Genomic DNA, 20,497 nt, shown 5'->3' with positions numbered 1-20,497 from the left:
CCTGGACGTGCTGTTTCATGACGCGTACCCGACCGACCCGTGCCCGGACGCTTTTGTCTGCGGTCGTCCTTGCCCTGCTGGTCGCGGCCACTCCCGCCGCGGCCGACATCGTGATGTCGGCCAAGAGCAAGTACGTCGCCGTGAAGGTCGAGGTCGACGCCGCGCTGAGGACGACGCCCGGCCTGTTCGACAATCTCGCGGCCGAAGGCAGAAAGTGGGGCGAGGTCAGCCGCCGCGAGGCCGAGAAGGCGTACCGGGAGAATCCGGCCGACTTCTCCGACGGCCGCGGCTGGTTCTTCGAGCGCAACTACATCCTGCTCTCGACGGCCGGTCGCTATGTCGGCGTCGTGTTCACGGACCATGTCTATTCGGGCGGCGCCCATCCGAACACCGGCGTCGATACCATCCTGTGGGACACGACCGCCAAGAAGCGCGTCAGCGTGCGCCCCTTCTTCACCGAGACGGCCGACAACGGCCCGACCATGACGGCGCTGGCGACGCTGATCCGTACCGCGGTGGCCAAGGAGAAGAAGGCGCGCGACGCCGACGTCGCCGCCGATCCCGCCAAGGACGAGTGGCTGAAGGCGATCGAGCCGTCGCTCCTCAAGCTCGGGCCGCTGGTGCCGGCGCCGTCGACCGAGCCCGGCAAGAGCGGCGGCCTCAGCATCCACTTCTCGCCCTATGCGGTCGGCTCCTATGCCGAGGGCCTCTACACCGTGGTGGTGCCGTGGCGCGATTTCGAGCGCTTCCTGTCGCCCGAAGGCCGCACCGTGTTCGGCGGCACCCCGCTGCCGCCGAAGAAGGACGAGTGAGGACGTGCCTCAGCCGAGATCGGCGAGGCGGACAGAAAAGCCCGGGATAGCGTCGCAGGTCAGCGCCTCGTCAGCCTGGTGCGACACGATCGACGACCAGCCCTCGCCAGCCGGGCCGGTGTGCACGACGGTGACCCGCTCGGTCGCGTCGATCACCCAGTACTCGCGGATGCCGTGGCGGGCATAGAGCCGCGCCTTGACCTTGCGATCATAGGCCATGCTGGTGACGGCGATCTCGATCAGCAGCAGCACGTCCTCGGCGCGCGGCTGGGCGAAGCTCTTCGGGTCGGCGTCGTAGACGGACTGCGCGATGACGGCGAGATCGGGCTCGACCAGGATGTCGCGGGCGAGTTGGACCGTCGACTCGACACCGACATAAAGTCCCGGCCCTACCGCCCGCGCGAGGGCGAGGTTGAGCGCGTTCTTCACCTTGTCGTGGGCGACGCTCTTCGACTGCATCGGCACGATCTCCCCCTCGATCAGCTCGAAGCTCTCCTCCGGGCCGATCAGGCCGATATCGATCATCCGGCGGATGTCGTCGACCGTGAAGGCGCGGCGGGGGAAGCCTTCGGCACCACGGGTGACGGCGACGGTCATGGGCGAGCCCTCGTTGGCTGCCTCAATATAGGCTGGGGCACTGCCGGCCGCGAGCCGCCGAACGGCGCCCGTCAGTGGGCCGACTTCGGCCGGCGGCGGGCCAGAAGGTCGGCGAACCAGGACTCGGCGCGGACCGCGGCGAGGTCGTCGTCGGCCGCGAGGTGCTCGGGCGTCGGCAGCGTGCCGGCCGCCTCGGCGATGTCGAGCGCGGCGCGGCAGTCCTCGGGCTTTCCACGCAACGCCGCGATGCAGGCGAGATTGTAGGTCTCGTGCGGCACGATGCGCAGCGCCGCCCGGCAGGTTTCCTCGGCCCGCTGCAGCAGCGCGTCGTGCGCCTCGGCACCGTCGGCGCGCTGCGCCCAGCGCATCAGCGCCGTGGTGCGGTCGCACAGGGCGTCGTACTGGGTGGGGTCGATGCCCAGCGCCTGCGCGTATTTCTCGTCGGCCTGGGCGAACAGGCGCTGCGCCGCAGCGGGGTCGGTGGTGCGCTCGGCCCGCTCGGCGAGCTCGGTGCCCCAATTGATCAGCGCCTCCGGCCGGTCGGGCCGAAGCCGCACCGCCTCGGCGTATCTGGCCTCGGCCTGGGTGAGCAGCCGCTCGGTCGCGGCCGGGTCGGCCGCCAGCCGCGCCCGTGCCGTCAGGGCAGCGCCCCAGCTATACAGCGCTTCATGCGAGGCCGGGTAGACCCGCAGCACCGCCGCATATTTGGCCTCGGCCTGGGCGAACAGCTTTTCGGCGGCGCCGAGATCGGAGGACCGGCGGGCCCGCTCGACCAACGCCGCGGCGCCGTTGATCAGCGCCTCCGGCCGGTCCGGCCGCAGCCGCAGCGCGGCGGCGTATTTCGCTTCCGCCGCGGCGAGGAGGCGCTCGGCCTCGCCGCCCGCGGCGCGGCCGGCCCGCTCGGCAAGTGAATTGGCCCAATCGGTCAGCGCCTCGTACTGGTCCGGGACCAGCCGCAGCGCCTCGGCGTATTTGGCTTCCGCCTCGTCGAACAGCCGCACCGCGGCGGCCGGATCGGCGGCCCGCTCGGCCCGGTCGGCGAGCGCATTGGCCCAGTCGACCAGCGCCTCGACTTTTCCAGGCGCGAGCCGCAGCGCGGCGGCGTATTTCTCTCCCGCAACGGCCCACAGCCGCTCGGCCTCGGCGGCATCGTCGGCGCGGCGCGCCAGTGCCGAGAGCGCGACGCCCCAGTCGACCAGCGCCTCCGGCCCCTCGGCGCCGAGCTTTTGGGCGGCGGCGAACTTCACGTCGGCCTCGCGCAGCAGCCGCTGCGCCGAAGCGGCGTCCGCGGTGCGGCCGGCCCGTTCGGTCAGCGCGGTCGCCCAGTTGACCAGCGCCTCGCCCTCGTCGGGGGCGACGCGCAGGGCGTCGGAGAATTTTTCCTCGGCGGCGCGCCACAGGCTCTCGGCCGCGTCATGATCGGCGGCACGCCCGGCCCGCTCGGCGAGCGCGATGCCCCAGCCGTTGAGCGCCTCCGCGCGCGACGGCGCGAGCCGCACCGCCTCGGCGAACTTGCGCTCCGCGTCGCGCAGCATGCGCTCCGCCGTGGCGGGATCATCCGAAAACCCCGCCCGCTCGATGAGCGCAAAGCCCCAGCCGACCAGGGCGTCACGGTCGTCGGGCCGCGCCCGCAGCGCCATGGCGAACGGCTCCTCCCAGGTTTCGAGCGGCCGCTCCAACGACTGGTCGGCGACGCTCTCCTGCCCCGCTCCGTGGTCCATTTGGCGCTTCCCCGGTTGGCCGCAATATGACGATCGTGTTCGTCCGCGATTCGGCGCGAACGCCCGACGTCTCTGGCGTGCGACCCTAAAACCGTACCACTGGGAACGGGCGTGCGACAACGCGCGTTCGCGCGGCTTGGTCGATATACGGTCAACACTTGCGGAGGGGCTGCAGATCGGACGCACGGCCCTTCTCACATCCTTGAGAAGAGCCGGCGTCGGAGCGTCGGAGCAGCCTACCGTGCGTCCACGATGGCGCGGTGGTCGACGACCTCGCGGGCGTGGCGGATCACCGAGTCGGCGACGATGGCATGGCCCTCGGCGGTCGGGTGGAAGGCGCCCGAGTAGAGCGCCGCATAGGCCGGCTGCAGGATGTCGAACGGCGAGATGCCCTCGGCGTGGGTGTTGGCCGTGAGGAAGGCGTCGTTCGGGCTGTGGATCAGCCGCCAGCGCCGGCCATAGGGCAGCGCCGCCGCCGGCGAGTAGGGCTGGAACTCGTCGACGTTGGCCGACAGGCGCGGCATCATCATGTTGATCTGGTCGGCGAGCGCGCGCTGCGGATCGCGGGCGCAGACGCCGCGCCGCGCGAACATCGCCGTGTGCTCGGTGACGAAGCGGAAGCCGGTGCCGTTGCCGGTGGCGAGCCGCGGGCAGCCGGGCCGCTTGCGGGCGTCGGCGATGCACTCCTGGCGGGCCTGCAGGTCGCGGGTGAAGTCCGACACCTGCTGCACGCGGGCGCGGCCGAACTGCAGCCGGGGGTGGACGTCGAGCCCGATGGTCGGCTGCGTGCCGCAGACTTGTCCGGTCTCGTCGAACTGCACCGGCTCGTAGGCGTTGTGCAGCACCGTCGAGGGATCGACCCCGAAGCCGTCGGTGAGCGCGTCCTTGAGCGCCTTCATGCGGCGGTCGAGCACCTCGAGATAGGTGCGCGCGACGGTCGGCTCGAAGCGGATCTGGCGGCCGACCAGGCCGGCGATCGGCGCGAGGTCGGCGGCGCTCTCGGTGATGCCGTAAGCGACCAGTGCGCCGAAGCCGACATCGTTGCCGCCGATCGACAGCAGCACCAGGTCGATCGGGCGCTTGCGGCTCTCGGGCGGGCACCAGAACTTGGTGAAGGTCTGCGAGCCGATATTGGTGGAGCCGAACGTGTAGCTCGGCAGCGTGTAGGTGGCGTCGCGCGAGCGCGGCGCCCCGGGCCGGCAGATCAGCTCGGTGAGCTGGTCGAGCTGCGGCACCACGGACTTCTGGGCGTTCGGCCCGGTGGCCTGCTCGCGCGGCTCACGGGTGCCGAACAGACCCTCGACGGTGTCGGAGCCCGAGCAGGCGACGCTGACGAAGCTGACGGCGCGGTGGCGGTTTTCCAATGCGAGCTGGAGACCGACGCGGAACGGATAGCCGTATTGGGAGCGGTGGCAGTCGGGCGACAGCCACTGGGCCCGGCGCTTGTCGAAGGCGGCCAGGAACTCCTCCGAGGTCGGGCGGTACATCAGCCCCTTCTCCTCGTCCTCGAGGAGGCGCTTGGGCAGCGACTTCGGATTGACGGCCTGGGGGGCCGAGGCGACCCCGTAGCTCGGCGTCCGCATCGAGCGGGTGGCGACGTCGTCGCGGGTGTTGACCGGGTCGTAGACCATCTCGCGCGCGGCGCTGAACACCACCGGGCGGTCCGGGTTGCTTTCGCCGGACGCAAACGAGTCGCCCATGGCGACCACCAGCACGTCCTCGACCATCACGTTGGGATCGGCGAGCTCGCGCCCGTCCGGCAGCCGCACCGACACGGAGACGCCCGAAACGGAGCGGTTGGTCGAATAAGGTGCGCGCTTGATGACGAACGGGTTGGCGCAGGCCTGGCGGACCGTCTCGCCGGGCGGGCCGGCGCGGCGCGGCTTCCAGGTCCAGGTGCACTCGCCGACCGCGGTCGCGACATGCTGGGGGGCGAGCCGCACGATCACGGTGTGGGCGTCGGGGAGGATGTAGTCCTCCTTGGCCGTGCCCCAGGAATACTGGCGGTCGCAGGTGGTCGGGTAGCGGCGCGGCCGCGCGTTGCGGTCGTAGCAGTTGAGGTCGAGGGTCTGGGCGGCCCAGCCGAGCCGGCTGCGCTCGTAGCCGCGGCCGGCCGTGCTGGCGCAGGCCAGCGGGCTGGAGGAGTCGCGGCAATCGGGATCGTTGAGGCGGCGCTCGGTGCGCCAGACGATATTGCCGGGGACCGGATCCTCCGGCGTGCCGCGGACCGCCTTGTAGGCGCGTTCGTGCAGATCGAAGGCGCTGGTGCGCTTGAAGAAGCGGAACGGGCTCTCGACCTCCCAGACGAGGTCGGCCGCCTGTGCCGCCCCGAGCTGCACCGTCAGGGCGAAAGAGGTCGCGACAATCGAGGTCGCCAGAATCGTCCTGGAGCGCATGCGTCCCCCTCCGCGCGGAATATTTCGCAATGTTATCCGTTTGGTCGCGGGTGGGGAGAGGAAAGTTCAATCTTCGTTAACCACCTGCGTAAACCATTGTTTAACCATGTGAACATGATTTTGGGCCGCGCCGCGGCGAGATCGCGGGAGCGCCGTTGCCCGCGGCTTCGGCAAGGTTTGATTTCGGACACCGGAACAACTGACGTCCGACATGGCTGCCGGCGCATGGCCCGGTCGAGCGCGCGGGCGTTCCTCTCGAGCCGTTCCTGCTCTACACAGGGCCATCATGAATCCGCGCCCCACCCACGTCCCGTCGGCTTCCGACATCAACCGCCTCGTCGCCGGCGTCCGGGCCGGCGAACGGGCTTTGCTCGCCCGCGCCATCACGCTCGCCGAATCGAAGCGGCCCGACCACCAGCTTGCTGCCCGCACCCTGGTGCAGGAGCTGCTGCCGGCGACCGGCAAGGCCGTGCGGGTCGGCATCACGGGCGCACCCGGGGTCGGCAAGTCGACCACCATCGACGCGCTCGGCTCCTATCTCACCGCACAGGGCCACAAGGTCGCGGTGCTCGCCGTCGACCCCTCCTCGGCCCGCACCGGCGGCTCGATCCTCGGCGACAAGACCCGCATGGCGCAACTCGCCGCCGACCCGAACGCCTTCATCCGCCCGTCGCCCGCGGCCGGCACGCTCGGCGGCGTCGCGGCGAAGACGCGCGAGACCATGCTGATCTGCGAGGCGGCCGGCTACGACGTGATGCTGGTCGAGACGGTCGGCATCGGCCAGTCGGAGACCGCGGTCGCCGACATGACGGACTTCTTTCTCGCCTTGATGCTGCCCGGCGCCGGCGACGAGCTGCAGGGCATCAAGAAGGGCCTGGTCGAGCTCGCCGACATGATCGCGGTCAACAAGGCCGACGGCGACAATCTCGTCCGCGCCCGCGCCGCAGCGGCCGAGTACCGGGCTGCGCTGCATATCCTCTCCCCCCGCTCGCCGAACTGGCAGGTGCCGGTCGTCACCTACTCGGCCTACACGGGAGACGGCCTGGCGGCCGTGTGGTCCAAGGTCGTCGAGCACCGCGAGACCATGACCAAGAGCGGCGAGCTGGCAGAGCGCCGCCGCGAGCAGCAGGTCAAGTGGATGTGGGCGATGGTCGAGGACCGCGTGCACGCCCGCATCGCCTCCGACCCCACGCTCACGGCAAAGCTGCCGAAGATCGAGGCCGACGTCGCCGACGGGCGCCTGTCGCCGGCCGTCGCGGTCGACCAGATTTTTGCCGCGCTCGGCTGGTGATGGTTCTTCGTCGTCATGGTCGGGCCGGCGCAAAGCACGACCAGACTCTCCGGCGTCATCGCCCGCGAAGGCGGGCGATCCCGTGACCACCGAGGCCGGCGAGTATCCTCACCGTCACCGGGCTTACTGGATGCCCCGCCTGCGCGGGGCATGACGAACTGCCGGGGCTCCGCACGATGACCACCATCCTGGTCACCGGGTTCGGGCGGTTCCCCGGCGCACCGTTCAATCCGACCGAGGCGATCGTGGCGCAGCTTCTGCGGCGGCGCCGCCCGACCCTCGCCGGCGTCCGCCTCGTCGGCCATGTGTTCGAAACGCGCTACGCCGCGGTCGATCGCGATCTGCCCGCACTGCTCGCGCGTGAAAAGCCCGATGCGATCGTGCTGCTCGGCGTGGCGACCCGGGCCGACCGCATGCGCCTCGAGCTCACCGCCCGCAACCGCGTGTCGGTGCTGTTCCCGGATGCGGGCGGTGCGCGCCCTGCGCGCCAGACGATCGCGCCCGGCGTCTCGTTCTTCTCACGCGGCATGTTCCCGGAGGCTGCACTCCGCGCCGCGCTGCGGTCGGCCGGGATCGACGCGGCGCTGTCCAAAAATGCCGGCGGCTATCTGTGCAACTACGCCTATTGGCGCGCGCTCGAGGCCGCGGCGCAGCCGCACGGGCCGCGGCACGTCGTCTTCGTGCATGTGCCGCCGCTGCATCGGCTCGGACGAACCGGCACGCCGCCGATCTCACGCCGTTGTCACGTCGCGCAGCGGCGCGCGCGGTTCGTCGCCGCGATCGAGCAGCTTCTCGTCGCCGCCACCGCATCCCTCCGTTAGGTCGCGGCTCTGCAAGATCAAGAGGCGCGAGGACCGGCGTTTCGCCGCGCCGGCATGCGGAACACCTCCGGCTCGCCCGGGTTGTCCCGGCATCAGCGACAACGGAGGCAGCGCATGAACTGGGATCGCATCGAAGGAAACTGGAAGCAGGTGCAGGGCAAGGTCAAGGAGCAGTGGGGCAAGCTGACCGACGACGACCTCACCGTGATCGACGGTCGACGCGACCAGCTCGAGGGCAAGCTGCAGGACCGCTACGGCTACACCCGCGACCAGGTGAAGAAAGACGTGGACACCTGGCTGAGCCGCCACTCCTGATCACGACACGATTCCGTGAGAGCGCCCGGGGCCCTGCCCCGGGCGTTTTCGCGCATGCTGCATTCTTGCGCTCGCGATCCCATGTATGATGGCGCGCCATGACGCCCTCGACCGACCCCCTCCCGCAAACCCCGCGTCCGCGCCGCTCCCGACGCACCCTCATGATTCTCGCCGCTCTCGCCCTGTTCCTGTTGCCGATCGCCGTGCGGGCCGCGCTCTATGCGGGCGACACGGCGCCACGGAGCTGGCGCGACGCCGACTGGTCGAGCGTCGGCAGCCTGCCGGCGCCGGCCGCGCATCCCGACGCGCGCGTGCTCGTGCTGTCCGGCCGCACCGGCGGGTGGAAGGGCGTCGTCTCGGTGCATAGCTGGATCGTGCTGAAGGCGAAGGATGCGCGGGGCTGGTCGCGCTTCGACGTGGTCGGCTGGGGTAATCCGGTGCGGCTCAATGGCTGGGAGCCGGACGGCCGCTGGTACGGCAACCCGCCGACCGTCGTCGCCGACGTCTCCGGCGAGGCCGCCGAAGCCCTGATCCCGAGAATCACGGACGCGATCCGCGGCTATCGATACGCCAATGCGGGCGACTACCGGGTATGGCCCGGACCGAACAGCAACACCTTCGTGGCGGGCGTTCTGCGGGCGGTGCCCGAGCTCGGGGCGGCGCTGCCGGCGAACGCGATCGGCCGCGACTTCCGGCCCGGCGCCTATGTGGGCGCGAGCGACAGCGGCACCGGCGTCGAGGCGAGCGTCTTCGGCGTGCTCGGCGTCAAGGCCGGCTGGGTCGAAGGCCTCGAGGTGAACCTGCTCGGGCTCGTGGTCGGGCTCGATCTGCGGCGGCCCGCCGTCAAGCTGCCGGGCTACGGCCGGATCGGACTCGGCCCCGTGCCGACGGCAATCGCGGCGGGCCACTTGTGATGTGAGGTCGGCGACTAAGTAATCCCCCGAAGCCGCCTCGCCACACTCCCGCACGCAATACTCTGCCAGAAGGACCCGGAAGGCGGCGGTCGTTCGAACCCGACGAAGGCCTTTTCGAGAACGAATTGAATTTCGTCGGCGCGGCGGGGGTTGACGTGAAGATCGTCATGATCAGGTGCCCCTATCGTGGGCAATCTGTCTCGACGGGCATCGAAGTAGAGGAATCCACCTTCGCGGGACTGCCCGACACGCTGATCCTGTCGCGCTGTCCGTTGTGCGGGCTCGAGCACGTGTGGTGGAAGACAGAAGCCTGGCTGGAGCCGATCCGCTACGACAACGACTCGCAGGCGTCGACCGACTGATCGCGGGTCACGGCGAGCGGTTGGGGCAGAACGTCGATTGCGACATGGTCGGCCATGTCGGTCGCGCCGCCCGCGACGGTCAGCGGATCATCGGCTGACTGATCGCCGCGCAGCGGATCAATGCGGATGTCATGCGGGATGATGCGCTCCACGCCGGCGTCGGCCGGGGTCGCGGCGGGTTCGTCCCACAGCGCCGCCGCCGCTGTCCACTGGTCCACCTCGCGGACCGCCTCGCGCATCCGGGCCAGGAACTCGTGCTCGGTGAAGTAGCGTTTCCACCGGCCGGTCTTGTACAGCTCGACGAAATGGGCGCGGCGCCGTTCGGCGAGCATCAGGCCTTTACGGCTCGTGGACGCCGGGATACCGCGCGGAATCAAGGAGGGCATGGGGGCCGCCCGTTCTCGGATGATCCTGGATGCTGGGATACGCGTACAGGAAGGCGACCGAATCGGTACGCGCCACGAAGGCGACATTAAGGCAATACCATTGTCGGGCGCGATAGTATTTTCCACAGCATTGCGATGATCAACGCAGGACTGCGCTGCAGCCCCGCAAAACCTTTGCGTGCGCGAGAATGCACCGAGACAACACCGGCGAGCTGCGGTGAAGCTGCCGCAAAACCTGCTCGCAATTGCAAGACGAATCGCCGTCGCGGAATCGGCGCGGCGTTTACGGCACCGGCCTTTACTGTGCCTTGGCGATGAAGCCGACCACGGCGCTCTCGGCCTGCAGGGCGCCGAGAACACGCCCGAGCTCATCGTCGGGCAGCACCCGGTCGGCGATGCGGACCCGGTAGAGCCCCCCCGGCTTCGGCCCGTCGACGATGGCGGCGCGATGGGCCTCGAGCACCCGCGCAATGTCGGCGGCGCTCGACTGCGGCACGAAGCGGACGAGCGCGAAGGTCGCAAGCGCAGCCGCGTCGGCCGGTTCCTCGTAGGAGGCCATCTCGACGGTCCCGCCGCTGCGATCGCCGACCGTCAGACCGGCGATCAGGCCGGCCTGGACGACGATCACCAGCGCGGCCGCGGCACCGGCCCAGGCGACGGTACGGGGCGACAGCATCTCGAAAAAGCCGGCGAGCCGGCGGGTGAGGGATACGGTCGGTCGCGCCCGTTGGAGCCCGCCCTCGGCCGCGATGGTGGCGAACACCCGGTCCATGGCCCGGGCCGAGGGAGCGCCCAGGCTCTCGTTGAGGTGGATCGTCTCGGACAGCTCCTCGCGGACCAGCTCGTAGCGGCGGGCGAGCTCCGGGTCGCGGGCCAGCGCCTGCTCCACCGCCTCGGCCTCGTCCCGGCTCAACGTCCCGGCGGCGTGCCACGGCAGCATCTCTTCGAGGGCAGCGCGGTCGAGACCTCTTTTGTCCGTCGTCATCATGGCCAACCTCGCTCGACCCCGGCCGCCTTCAGCAGCTCACCCAGTCTCTTGCGCGCATAGAACATGCGCGTCTTCACGGTGTTCTCCGGGATGCCGACGATGCTCGCCACCTCCTCCACCGACCGCTCGTGGTAGTAGACGAGATCGACGATCTCCCGATGCTCGGGGGACAGCGACTGCAGGCACTTCCGCAAGACCGCACCCTTGTCCTTCTTCTGCACCGCGGTTTCGGGATCGTCGGACGGGTCCTCGATCGCCGCTGCCGCCTCGTCGTCCAGCGAATCGTCACTCTTGCGACGGATCGCCGACAACGCCTTGAACCTCGCGATCGCGAGAAGCCATGTCGACACGGCGCTGCGACCTTCGAACCGGCCAGCCTGGCGCCACACGTCGAGAAACACCTCGCTGATCAAGTCCTCCGCGGCCGACTGGTGGCCCACGATCCGCAAGACGAAGCGATAGACGCGGACGTGGTGCCGGGAGAACAGCACCTGCATGGCGAGCCGATCGCCATTGGCGATCCGATTGATCAGGTCGATGTCCGAATTCGCGGGATCGGCATTCAACGGTCGGCTCGTGAGGGTAGTCGCGTTGGAAATGACACGGGTTCAAAGACGAAGGGCATGGATCGACCCATCCTTGTGGATGCGGATCGAGTGCGGCTGATTTGCAACACTCCGGGGCCGCTGGCCAGCCGAAATTAGTGTCATGACGCCATGGTGGGTCTAGCCAGCCCCCCGGTTCGACGACCCTCGCGGGCAATACAATGGAACTTGCCCCTCTGGCCGCTCCGTAAAGGCCCTCGCCACACTGTGGCCTCCCGCGGTACGGCTGGCGGACGCTACCACAGCAACGCCGATTCCCCGACCGCAACCCGGGACGGCTTGCGCCACCCTGCCGGCACGGCATAACAGCCCTCCGCCCGGCGCCCCCGGCAGACCCGGGGCGAGCCGAAAGCGAAAAAAGAAGAACGGGATGGGTTTCACATGGGCGAGTTCGGAATTGGCCAGCCGGTGCCGCGCGAGGAGGACCCCTATCTGCTGCGCGGCCAGGGCCGGTATGTGGGTGACGTCGCCCTGCCGGGCGAGCTGCGCGCCATCGTGCTGCGCTCGCCCCACGCCCATGCCGACATCGTCTCGATCGACGCCGAGACCGCGCGGAGCATGCCGGGCGTCGTGCTGGTGCTGACCGGGCGGGACGCCGCGGTCGCGGCGCTCGGCACCCAGGTCCCGCACACGAGGCGGTCGCGCCGGGACGGGACACCCGCCTTCGTCACCCCGCAGCCGATGCTGGCGACCGACCGGGTCCGCCATGTGGGGGAGGCGGTCGCCTTCGTGGTGGCCGAGACCGTGAATGCCGCCAAGGACGCCGCCGAGGCGATCGCGGTCGACTATGCCGCACTGCCGGCGGTGCCGGGCCTCGCCGAGGCGATCGCGCCCGGCGCCCCGGCCGTGCATGCCGGCTGCCCGGAGAACGACGTGTTCCTGCACGCGCTCGGCGATGCCGCCGCGACCGAGCGCGCCATTGCCGGGGCTGCCCGTGTGGTCCGCCGCCGCCTGGCCATCAGCCGCGTCGCCGGCAACCCGATCGAGCCGCGCGGCTGCCTCGCCGACTACGATCCCCGCGGCGGCCGCTATACGCTGCGCTGCACCTCGCAGGGACCCCACACCCTGCGGCGCATCCTGGCGGGCGAGATCCTGGGGGTGCCGGAGGCGCGGGTGCGGGTCGTCTCCGACAATGTCGGCGGCGGCTTCGGGGTGCGCGGCCAGGCCGCCCCCGAATACGCCCTCGCCTGCCTGGCGGCGCGGCTCACCGGCCGGCCGGTGCGCTGGACCGCCGAGCGCGGCGAAAGCTTCCTGTCCGACGAGCACCACCGCGACAACATCAGCGACGCCGAGCTGGCGCTCGACCCGGAGGGAAAATTTCTGGCGTTGCGGGTCAAGACCTTCGCCAATCTCGGCGCCTATTACACGACCGACCGCACCGCCGGGCCGCTGGTCAACAATCTCGGCGTGCTGACCGGCACCTATGCGATCCCGGCCATGCGGGTCGAGGTCACGGGCGTGTTCAGCAACACCATGATGACAGGCCCCTATCGGGGCGCCGGCCGGCCGGAAGCGGCCTATATGATCGAGACCATGGTGGATGCCGCCGCCCGCGAGCTCGGCATCGACCCGGTGGAGCTGCGCCGCCGCAACACGATTCCGGCGGCCGCGATGCCGTTCAAGACCGCGTTGGTCTACACCTACGACTGCGGCGACTTCGGCAAGAACATCTCGGACGCGTTGGTGCTCGCCGACGCGACCGGCTTCGTGGCCCGGCTGGCGGAGTCGCGGTCGCGCGGAAAGCTGCGCGGAATCGGCGTGTCGAGCACGGTCGAGGCGTCGAATGGCGGGCTGATCGAGCATGCCGACATCCGCTTCGACCCGAGCGGGTCCGTCACCGTGTCGGTCGGCACCCACGACCACGGCCAGGGCCACCAGACGACCTTCCGCCAGATCGCCGCCGACCGGCTCGGCCTGCCGCCGGAGCAGATCGCCTTCCGCTACGGCGACACCGACCAGGTCGACATCGGCACCGGCACGTTCGGGTCGCGCTCGACCGTGACGGCGGGCAGCGCGATCGTCGCCGCCGCCGACAAGATCATCGCCAAGGCGCGGCTCATCGCCGCCGCGATGCTGGAGGCGGACGCGGCCGATCTCGTCTTCGCCGACGGCCGTTTCACCGTCGTCGGCACCGACCGCGGCATCATGCTGGCCGAGGTGGCGCGCGCCGCGTTCGCGCCGGCGCGGATCCCGAAGGGCCTCGAGCCCGGCCTGTTCGAGGCGTTCACGTCGGACGGCGGCGTGCGCACCTATCCGAACGGCTGCCATGTCGGCGAGGTCGAGATCGATCCGGAAACCGGCGTCGTCACGCTGGTCCGCTATGCGGCGGTCGACGATGTCGGCCACATGATCAATCCGCTGCTGGTCGAGGGCCAGATCCACGGCGGCATCGCACAGGGCACCGGGCAGGCCCTGATGGAAAGCGTCGTCCACGACTCGAGCGGCCAGCTCCTGACCGGGTCATTCACCGACTACTGCATGCCGCGCGCCGGCGACTTCCCGCCGTTCGTGCTCGGCGAGAACGAGGTGCCGACCACCACCAATCCGCTCGGCGTCAAGGGCGCCGGCGAGTCCGGCACGGTGGGGGCGCTGTCGGCGGTCGCCAGCGCCGTCAACGACGCGCTCGCGCGGATCGGCGCCGGGCCGGTCGCGATGCCGGCCACGCCCGAGAAAGTATGGCGGGCAATCCGTGCCGTGGAGGTATAGCGGCTGCGCGCTGGAGCTGCCTACGGATCACTGCTTATTGATTCGTCAGCACTATATGGCGCCAGTGCATAACTGCCGCGAGGGCCTGAGGATTCGACGTAGGCCTGCGCTTATGGTGTAGTCGCCTCGACCGCGGCCGCGGGGTGATTTGACCGAGGGCTGCGACTGATTCCGGTGGACGAGCACGGGGCGCCGTCATCCATCAGGTATCGTTGGACAAGGGGGCGAGCATGCCGCTCGACGAGGAACTACGGTCCACACTCAAGAAAAAGCGCGACAAGATTCTTGCTGCCGGCGGCGCGAAGAAGGCGGCGGATCGGCACAGCAAGGGTCTGATGACGGCGCGCGAGCGTATCGCCGCGTTGATCCAGGACGGGACTTTCCAGGAATACGGCGCGCATGCGCGGCACGGCTGCACGGCGTTCGGCATGTCGGAAGTCGACATCCCCGCCGACGGCGTCGTGGTCGGCACCGGCTATGTGGGCAGGCGCCAGATCGCCGCCTTCAGCCAGGACTTCACGGTGGTCGGCGGCACGCTCGGCAAGATGCATGGCCACAAGATCGTGTGGGCGATGGACTACGCCGAGAAGAACGGCGTGCCGCTGGTCGGCTTCAAGGATTCGGGCGGCGCCCGCATCCAGGAGGGCATCGACGCGCTCTCCGGCTACGGCGAGGTGTTCTATCGTAACGTCGTGCTCTCCGGCGTGGTGCCGCAGATCGCCATCATCGCCGGCCCGTGCGCCGGCGGCGCCTCCTACTCTCCCGCGCTGATGGACTTCATCATCATGACGCGGCAGAACGCCCAAATGTTCATCACCGGCCCGCAGGTCATCAAGGCGGTGTCGGGCCGTGACGTGAGCATGGACGAGGTCGGCGGCGCCGAGATGCATGCTTCGGTGAGCGGCAACGTCCACCTGCTCGCCGACGACGACCGCCACGCCGTCGAGCTGACGCGCAAGCTGCTGTCGTTCTTCCCGAGCAACAACACCGAGGACCCGCCGCACGATCCGACCCCGGAGCTCGACCTCGAACCCGATCCGGGGATGGACGCGCTGGTGCGCTCCGACGCCTCCGATCCGATGGACATGCACGCGATCGTGCGGCGCGTCCTCGACGGCGGCGACCTGCTCGAGATCCACGCGCAGTTCGCCAAGAACATGATCGTCGGCTTCGGCCGGGTCCAGGGCGTGATCGTCGGCATCATCGCCAACAACTCGATGGAGAAGGCCGGCTGCCTCGACATCGACTCCTCCGACAAGGGCGCGCGGTTCATCCGCTTCTGCAACGCCTTCAACATCCCGATCGTCACCTTCGTCGACGTGCCCGGCTTCCTGCCCGGCATCGACCAGGAGCGCGGCGGCATCATCCGGCACGGCGCCAAGATGCTGTTCGCCTACTCCTCCGCGACGGTGCCGAAGATCACCATCGTCACCCGCAAGGCCTATGGCGGCTCCTATCTCGCGATGTGCAGCCAGGAGATGGGCGCCGACGTGGTGTTCGCCTGGCCGACCGCCCAGATCGCCGTGATGGGCGGCGAAGGCGCCGTCAACATCCTGTACAGCAAGGAGCTGAAGGCGATCGACGACGCCGGCGCCAAGAAGGCCAAGCGCAAGGAGTTCGTCGAGCAGTACCGCAACGAGTTCGCCTCGCCCTATCTGGCGGCCTCCAAGGGCTACATCACCGACGTCATCGAGCCGGAGATGACCCGCGCCACCGTCTCGCTGTCGCTTCGCAAGCTGCTCACCAAGCGCGAGCTGCGTCCGGCCAAGAAGCACGGCCTGATCCCGCTCTGATCGCCATGCCTCAGACAAACGGAGTCCTTCGGACATGACTCAGGAGATGCTCGGGGGCGTCCTCCTCCAGCTCTACGGCTCGTTCCTGGTGAGCGCCGTGGTGGCGGCCCTGACGGCCATCATCACGGTCAGGATCATGACGCGCCGCTCGCCCGAGCAGGCCGTTTCGGTCCCGGCCGCAGCGAGCCTGCCGGCCGCGGCGCCGGCCGGCCGCCCGGTTCTCGGACCGGGTGTCGGTACCGACGACCTCGCGGTCATCGCCGCCATCGCAGCGGCGGCGTTCGGTGCGCATCGCGTCGTCTACATCGGCGAGGCGCGGCCCGGCTCCGGCTGGACCGCCGAGATGCGGACGCGGCACCATACGTCGCACGCGCCATACAAACCCAACCACTGACATCGCGCCGTTCGGGGAACGAGACCTATCATGATGAGACACCTGCGGATCACAGTCGACGGCCGAGCTTTCGACGTCGTCGTCGAGGACGTGACGGACCTGGGGGGCGCCTACGCGCCAGCACCGATTCCGGCGCCCGTCGCCTATGCGCCAGTCGCCGCGCCGCGGCCCGCCCCGGCGGCCCCGGCTCCTGCCGCCGCGCCTGCGGCTCCCGCTCCTGCCCCTGATGCCCCGGCAGCGTCGTCCGGCGGCCCGTCGGCCGCCCCGAGCGGCGGCCCGGATGACCGGCTGGCGCCGCTCGCCGGCGTCGTTCTCGAGATCAGCGTCAATATCGGCGACACCGTCGACATCGACGACCAGGTCGTCGTGCTCGAGGCGATGAAGATGAAGACCGTGATCGGCGCCCACAAGGCGGGCAAGATCACCGGCATCCACGTCAAGCAGGGCGACGCGGTCGACGCCGACCAGCCGCTGGTGACGATCAGCTAACCGCCGTCGCTTTCCCTCGCCCGGTCATCCGGGCCGTCGAGAACCGGCCGCCACGCGGCCGGTTCTCTTTTTTGGACGTGCCCGCCTGCCCGCCGCCAGGCCGGGTCCTTGCGGACCGGGACCTGCGCGATCCCCTCCGGCATGTCGCCGGCCGGGGCCTCGCGATCCGGCGCCGCGTCGAGCCCGGCGCAATCCCGGCTCATGCCGCCGCGCGAGCGGAGGCCTCGGCGCTGTGCGGGACGACGGCGGCCTTGCCCGACATGGCCTCCTCGAGCTTGGTCCGGTCGAGCTCGCCTTCCCACCACGACACCACGATGCAGGCGACGCCGTTGCCGGTGAGGTTGGTCAGGGCGCGGCACTCGCTCATGAACTTGTCGATCGAGAAGACGATCGCCATGCCGGGAACGAGCGCCGGATTGACGACCGTCAGGGTGGCGGCCAGCGTGATGAAGCCCGCCCCGGTGACGCCGCTCGCCCCCTTCGAGGTCAGCATCGCGACGATCAGGATGGTCATCTGCTGGCCGAAATCGAGATGGACTCCCATCGCCTGGGCGATGAACAGGGTGGCCAGCGTCATGTAGATGTTGGTGCCGTCCAGATTGAACGAGTAGCCGGTCGGCACGACCAGGCCCACCACCGACTTCGAGCACCCCAGCGCCTCCAGCTTGCGCATGAGCTGCGGCAGCGCGCTCTCCGACGACGAGGTGCCGAGCACGATCAGCAGCTCGTCCTTGATGTAGGCGAGGAACCTGAAGATGTTGAAGCCGACGACCCGGGCGATGGTGCCGAGCACGACGAAGACGAACAGCGCGGCCGTCAGATAGAACAGCCCGACCAGGCCGGCGAGGTTGCCGAGCGCCGACGGACCGAACTTGCCGATCGTGTAGGCCATGGCTCCGAAGGCACCGAACGGCGCCGCCTTCATGACGATGCCGATGACGCCGAACACGCCCTGGGCGAGATCGTCGATCAAGGTGCGCACGCCGTGCCCGCGCTCGCCCAGCAGCATCAAGGCGAAGCCGAACAGGATCGAGAACAGCAGGATCTGCAGGATGTCGCCCTTGGCGAACGCGCCGACCACGCTGTCCGGGATGATGCCGAGCACGAAGTCGACGGTCTTGTGCTCGCTCGCCTGCTGGGCGAACTTCGCGACCGCCTGGGCATTGGCCTGCGCCCCGATGCCGTGGCCGACCGGAAACAGGTTGCCGACGACGAGGCCGATCACCAGCGCGAAGGTCGACACCACCTCGAAATAGAGGAGCGCCTTGACGCCGACCCGGCCGACCTTCTTGGCGTCCTGGATATGGGCGATGCCCGAGACGACGGTGCAGAAGATGATCGGGCCGATCACCATCTTGATCAGCTTGATGAAGCCGTCGCCGAGCGCCTTGATCCAATCATTGGTGGCGATATCGGGCGCCAGCCAGCCGAGCAGGCCGCCGACGACGATCGCAAACAGCACCTGAACATAGAGCGTGTGGTAGAACGCTTTGCGGGCGCGAACCGGAGTCCCCGCCTCGATATGCATCGTCATGGTCGACATGAAGAAACCCCACCGCGGAATAAATTCTGCAAAAAATCGGCAGTGGGAGAGTCACTGAAGACGGTCGTCGGAGTCTATCAGTAGTATAGCCGATAAAAGGCAACCGGCCGCGCGCCTCGCACGGCCCGCAGAGGGCCGGCCCCGGGGGCGCGAGGGATCAACCCGCGGATCTTTGGCGAGCGGTCGTCTTGTCGACCAGGGCGATCAGCCCCTGCAGCAGATCGAGCGGCCGCGGTGGACAACCGCGCAGCGACAGGTCGACCGGGATCACCTTGTCGACCGCGCCGACCACGGCATAGCTCTCGCCGAACACCCCGCAGCCACAGCCGCAGTCGCCGACCGCGACGACCCATTTGGGATCGGGGGTCGCCGCATAGGTGCGCTCCAGCGCGACCTTCATGTTGCGGGTGACCGGTCCCGTCACCATCAGCACGTCGGCATGGCGCGGCGAGGCGACGAAGCGCAGGCCGAAGCGCTCGCAGTCGTAGACGGCGTTGTTGAGGGCGTGGATCTCCAGCTCGCACCCATTGCAGGAGCCGGCGTCCACCTCGCGGATGGCGAGCGAGCGGCCGTAGAGCCGGCGCACCCGCGCCTCCAGGGCGCGGCCGACCTCCTCCAGGGCGGCGGCTGACGGGTCCGGCGCCGGGATGGTGACGGGCTTGGCGAACAGCGACTTGAGGATCAGGGTGCGCATCGGAGCGAAGTCCCGTCGTTCGCGTTCGTTTCGAACCGCCGGCCCTGGCCTCCGCTCATTCCCGCGAAAGCGGGAATCCAGAGCCGCACGTCGCGTGGCCCCTGGGTCCCCGCCTTCGCGGGGACGAGTGGAAAGTAGCGCCCGCGTCTCACAGGTCGTGTCCCGAGTAGGAGCAGTTGAACGACTTGTTGCAGAGCGGGAAGTCGGCGACGATGTTGCCCTCGATCGCGGCCTCCAGCAGCGGCCACTGGAACCAGGACGCGTCGCGCACATGGCAGCGCGCGACCTTGCCGCCCGGGAGGAGCCGCAGCCACACCAGGAGGTCGCCGCGGAACGCCTCGGTGACGGCCACGCCCTCGCAGGGGCCAGCGGCGTCCGGCACCGGCACCAGGGTCGGCCCCTCCGGCAGCATCGCCAGCAGCATGCGGATCAGGTCCATCGACGCCGCCACCTCGCGGATGCGCACCTGCACGCGGGCATCGACATCGCCGGTCGTGAGCACCGGCACGTCGAAGGGAAGTCCCTCGTAAGGCGCATAAGCGAGGTCGCGGCGGGCGTCGAAGTCGCGCGCCGAAGCGCGGCCGACCGGGCCGCCGGCGGCGAACCGCACCGCAAGGTCGGCGGGGAGGTGGCCGGTGCCGCAGGTGCGGTCCTGGATCGACGGCGTGTCCTCGTAGAGGCGGACGATCTCGGCGAAGGCCGGCGCCACCTCGTCGAGCGCCGCCCCGATCAGCCGGGCGCCCTCCGTGGTGATGTTGGTGGTGACGCCGCCCGGCACGATGGTGTCCATCATCAGCCGGTGGGCGAACACGGCCGCCGACACGGCGAGGATGCGCTCGCGGAAGATGCCGCAATGGGCGAGCACGATGGCGAAGGCGGCGTCGTTGCAGATCGCACCGATGTCGCCGAAATGATTCGCCAATCGCTCGAGCTCGGCCATCACGCCGCGGATCGCGCTGGCGCGCGGCGGCACGTCGAGGCCGAGCGCCGCCTCGACGGCACGGGCGAAAGCGAAGCTCGCCGCCACGGTCGAGTCGCCGGACACGCGCGCCACCACCTTGCCGGCGCGATCGATCGGCGCATTGGTGGTGAGCGCGTCGATGCCCTTGTGGACGTAGCCGAGCCGCTCCTCCAGCCGCGCCACCGTCTCGCCGTTCGCCGTGAAGCGGAAATGGCCGGGCTCGATGATGCCGGCATGGACGGGGCCGACCGGGATCTGGTGCAGCCCCTCGCCCGTCACCGGCAGCATCGGATAGTCGGCGGGGTCGCGCGGCACCGCCTCGCCGCGGGTGCCGAGCGGGCCGCTGCGGTCCCAGGCGCCGTGGTCGAGCCAAGGCCGCTCGTCCGGCGCGCCCTCGGGGACGTAGCCGTAGAGATCGTGGATCGCCCGCTCGAGCCGGATCGCCGGCGCGTGCCAGCGCCCGACCGAGGGAAAGCGTCCCTCGATCACGGCGGTGGACACCACGCAAGGGGTCTCGCCGATCGGGCGGATCGCCATGTGGACCATGCCGGACTCGGCCCACAGAGCGAGCATCTCGCGCTCGCCGTCGCCGACCGCCCGGGCGACGGCGTCGAAGGCCGCCGTCGCGAGCTCGTAGCGCGGCCACGGGCGCAGCGGCACCACGGCGAGAGCGTCGGCCAAGAGTGCGGAGATGCTGTCCTCGTGCATC

19 protein-coding genes are annotated in these 20,497 nt (G+C 69.7%); 10 read left to right on the top strand and 9 right to left on the bottom strand.

The window, feature by feature from the left end; all coding sequences use genetic code 11:
• The first annotated feature begins 17 nt into the window (after window positions 1-17).
• Window positions 18-812: a DUF3298 and DUF4163 domain-containing protein gene (locus HXX10_RS11895; protein ID WP_296522435.1), complete on the top strand. Its 795-nt coding sequence runs from the start codon at window positions 18-20 to the stop codon at window positions 810-812.
• Between the two features lie 9 nt (window positions 813-821).
• Here HXX10_RS11895 and HXX10_RS11890 read toward each other — a convergent pair whose 3' ends face one another.
• The 3 genes from HXX10_RS11890 to HXX10_RS11880 form a co-directional block, all read right to left on the bottom strand.
• The gene (locus HXX10_RS11890) at window positions 822-1,409 is read right to left on the bottom strand and encodes a Uma2 family endonuclease (RefSeq protein WP_296522434.1); all 588 of its coding nucleotides are present in this window, start codon (window positions 1,407-1,409) and stop codon (window positions 822-824) included.
• 71 nt (window positions 1,410-1,480) lie between these two features.
• Complete coding sequence (locus HXX10_RS11885; RefSeq protein WP_296522432.1) at window positions 1,481-3,130, bottom strand: hypothetical protein; 1,650 nt, start codon at window positions 3,128-3,130, stop codon at window positions 1,481-1,483.
• Window positions 3,131-3,366: 236 nt separating this feature from the next.
• Window positions 3,367-5,526 carry a hypothetical protein gene (locus tag HXX10_RS11880; RefSeq protein WP_296522431.1) on the bottom strand — a complete coding sequence of 720 codons (2,160 nt, stop codon included), beginning with the start codon at window positions 5,524-5,526 and terminating at the stop codon, window positions 3,367-3,369.
• Window positions 5,527-5,812: 286 nt separating this feature from the next.
• Here HXX10_RS11880 and meaB point away from each other — a divergent pair, with 286 nt between their 5' ends.
• The 5 genes from meaB to HXX10_RS11855 all read left to right on the top strand — a co-directional run bounded on the left by meaB (window position 5,813) and on the right by HXX10_RS11855 (window position 9,229).
• A complete protein-coding gene (meaB, locus tag HXX10_RS11875) occupies window positions 5,813-6,817 on the top strand; it encodes a methylmalonyl Co-A mutase-associated GTPase MeaB (protein ID WP_296522430.1) in 1,005 nt (334 codons plus the stop codon).
• Window positions 6,818-6,993: 176 nt separating this feature from the next.
• On the top strand, window positions 6,994-7,638 hold the full coding sequence (locus HXX10_RS11870; RefSeq protein ID WP_296522429.1) for a pyroglutamyl-peptidase I: 645 nt from the start codon (window positions 6,994-6,996) through the stop codon (window positions 7,636-7,638).
• A gap of 114 nt (window positions 7,639-7,752) precedes the next feature.
• Window positions 7,753-7,953: a CsbD family protein gene (locus tag HXX10_RS11865; RefSeq protein ID WP_296522427.1), complete on the top strand. Its 201-nt coding sequence runs from the start codon at window positions 7,753-7,755 to the stop codon at window positions 7,951-7,953.
• 161 nt (window positions 7,954-8,114) lie between these two features.
• Window positions 8,115-8,867 (top strand): DUF3750 domain-containing protein, encoded by a 753-nt coding sequence (locus HXX10_RS11860; protein ID WP_296522426.1) that lies wholly within the window; start codon window positions 8,115-8,117, stop codon window positions 8,865-8,867.
• 125 nt (window positions 8,868-8,992) lie between these two features.
• A complete protein-coding gene (locus HXX10_RS11855) occupies window positions 8,993-9,229 on the top strand; it encodes a hypothetical protein (protein ID WP_296522425.1) in 237 nt (78 codons plus the stop codon).
• On the opposite strand, the gene HXX10_RS11850 is transcribed toward HXX10_RS11855, so the two are convergent.
• The 3 genes from HXX10_RS11850 to HXX10_RS11840 all read right to left on the bottom strand — a co-directional run bounded on the left by HXX10_RS11850 (window position 9,196) and on the right by HXX10_RS11840 (window position 11,169).
• Window positions 9,196-9,615, bottom strand: a complete 420-nt coding sequence (locus HXX10_RS11850; RefSeq protein ID WP_296522424.1) for a TIGR03809 family protein — start codon at window positions 9,613-9,615, stop codon at window positions 9,196-9,198. The genes HXX10_RS11855 and HXX10_RS11850 overlap by 34 nt on opposite strands.
• Before the next feature lie 298 nt (window positions 9,616-9,913).
• On the bottom strand, window positions 9,914-10,603 hold the full coding sequence (locus tag HXX10_RS11845; protein ID WP_296522423.1) for a hypothetical protein: 690 nt from the start codon (window positions 10,601-10,603) through the stop codon (window positions 9,914-9,916).
• Entirely contained in the window at window positions 10,600-11,169 is a 570-nt protein-coding gene (locus HXX10_RS11840) for a sigma-70 family RNA polymerase sigma factor (protein ID WP_296522422.1), read from the bottom strand. Before HXX10_RS11840 ends, HXX10_RS11845 begins: the two co-directional genes overlap by 4 nt.
• 420 nt (window positions 11,170-11,589) lie before the next feature.
• On the opposite strand from HXX10_RS11840, the gene HXX10_RS11835 reads away from it, so the two are divergent.
• The 4 genes from HXX10_RS11835 to HXX10_RS11820 all read left to right on the top strand — a co-directional run bounded on the left by HXX10_RS11835 (window position 11,590) and on the right by HXX10_RS11820 (window position 16,590).
• Window positions 11,590-13,914 (top strand): xanthine dehydrogenase family protein molybdopterin-binding subunit, encoded by a 2,325-nt coding sequence (locus HXX10_RS11835; RefSeq protein ID WP_296522421.1) that lies wholly within the window; start codon window positions 11,590-11,592, stop codon window positions 13,912-13,914.
• A 230-nt stretch (window positions 13,915-14,144) separates the two neighbouring features.
• Window positions 14,145-15,707 (top strand): acyl-CoA carboxylase subunit beta, encoded by a 1,563-nt coding sequence (locus tag HXX10_RS11830; protein ID WP_296522420.1) that lies wholly within the window; start codon window positions 14,145-14,147, stop codon window positions 15,705-15,707.
• A 34-nt stretch (window positions 15,708-15,741) separates the two neighbouring features.
• A complete protein-coding gene (locus HXX10_RS11825) occupies window positions 15,742-16,101 on the top strand; it encodes a hypothetical protein (RefSeq protein WP_296522419.1) in 360 nt (119 codons plus the stop codon).
• Window positions 16,102-16,131: 30 nt separating this feature from the next.
• Window positions 16,132-16,590 carry an acetyl-CoA carboxylase biotin carboxyl carrier protein subunit gene (locus HXX10_RS11820; RefSeq protein ID WP_296522418.1) on the top strand — a complete coding sequence of 153 codons (459 nt, stop codon included), beginning with the start codon at window positions 16,132-16,134 and terminating at the stop codon, window positions 16,588-16,590.
• 199 nt (window positions 16,591-16,789) lie between these two features.
• Here HXX10_RS11820 and HXX10_RS11815 read toward each other — a convergent pair whose 3' ends face one another.
• The 3 genes from HXX10_RS11815 to HXX10_RS11805 all read right to left on the bottom strand — a co-directional run bounded on the left by HXX10_RS11815 (window position 16,790) and on the right by HXX10_RS11805 (window position 20,496).
• Window positions 16,790-18,133 (bottom strand): dicarboxylate/amino acid:cation symporter, encoded by a 1,344-nt coding sequence (locus HXX10_RS11815; protein ID WP_296522417.1) that lies wholly within the window; start codon window positions 18,131-18,133, stop codon window positions 16,790-16,792.
• Between the two features lie 157 nt (window positions 18,134-18,290).
• Window positions 18,291-18,827 (bottom strand): NADH-quinone oxidoreductase subunit NuoB, encoded by a 537-nt coding sequence (locus HXX10_RS11810; protein ID WP_296522416.1) that lies wholly within the window; start codon window positions 18,825-18,827, stop codon window positions 18,291-18,293.
• 148 nt (window positions 18,828-18,975) lie between these two features.
• Window positions 18,976-20,496 carry a hydrogenase expression protein HypE gene (locus tag HXX10_RS11805; protein ID WP_296522415.1) on the bottom strand — a complete coding sequence of 507 codons (1,521 nt, stop codon included), beginning with the start codon at window positions 20,494-20,496 and terminating at the stop codon, window positions 18,976-18,978.
• Window position 20,497: the final 1 nt, after the last annotated feature.

Origin of the sequence: Rhodoplanes sp., assembly GCF_013377085.1 — a bacterium.
Taxonomy (GTDB): Bacteria; Pseudomonadota; Alphaproteobacteria; order Rhizobiales; family Xanthobacteraceae; genus Rhodoplanes.
This window is presented reverse-complemented; position numbering and strand designations above follow the sequence as displayed.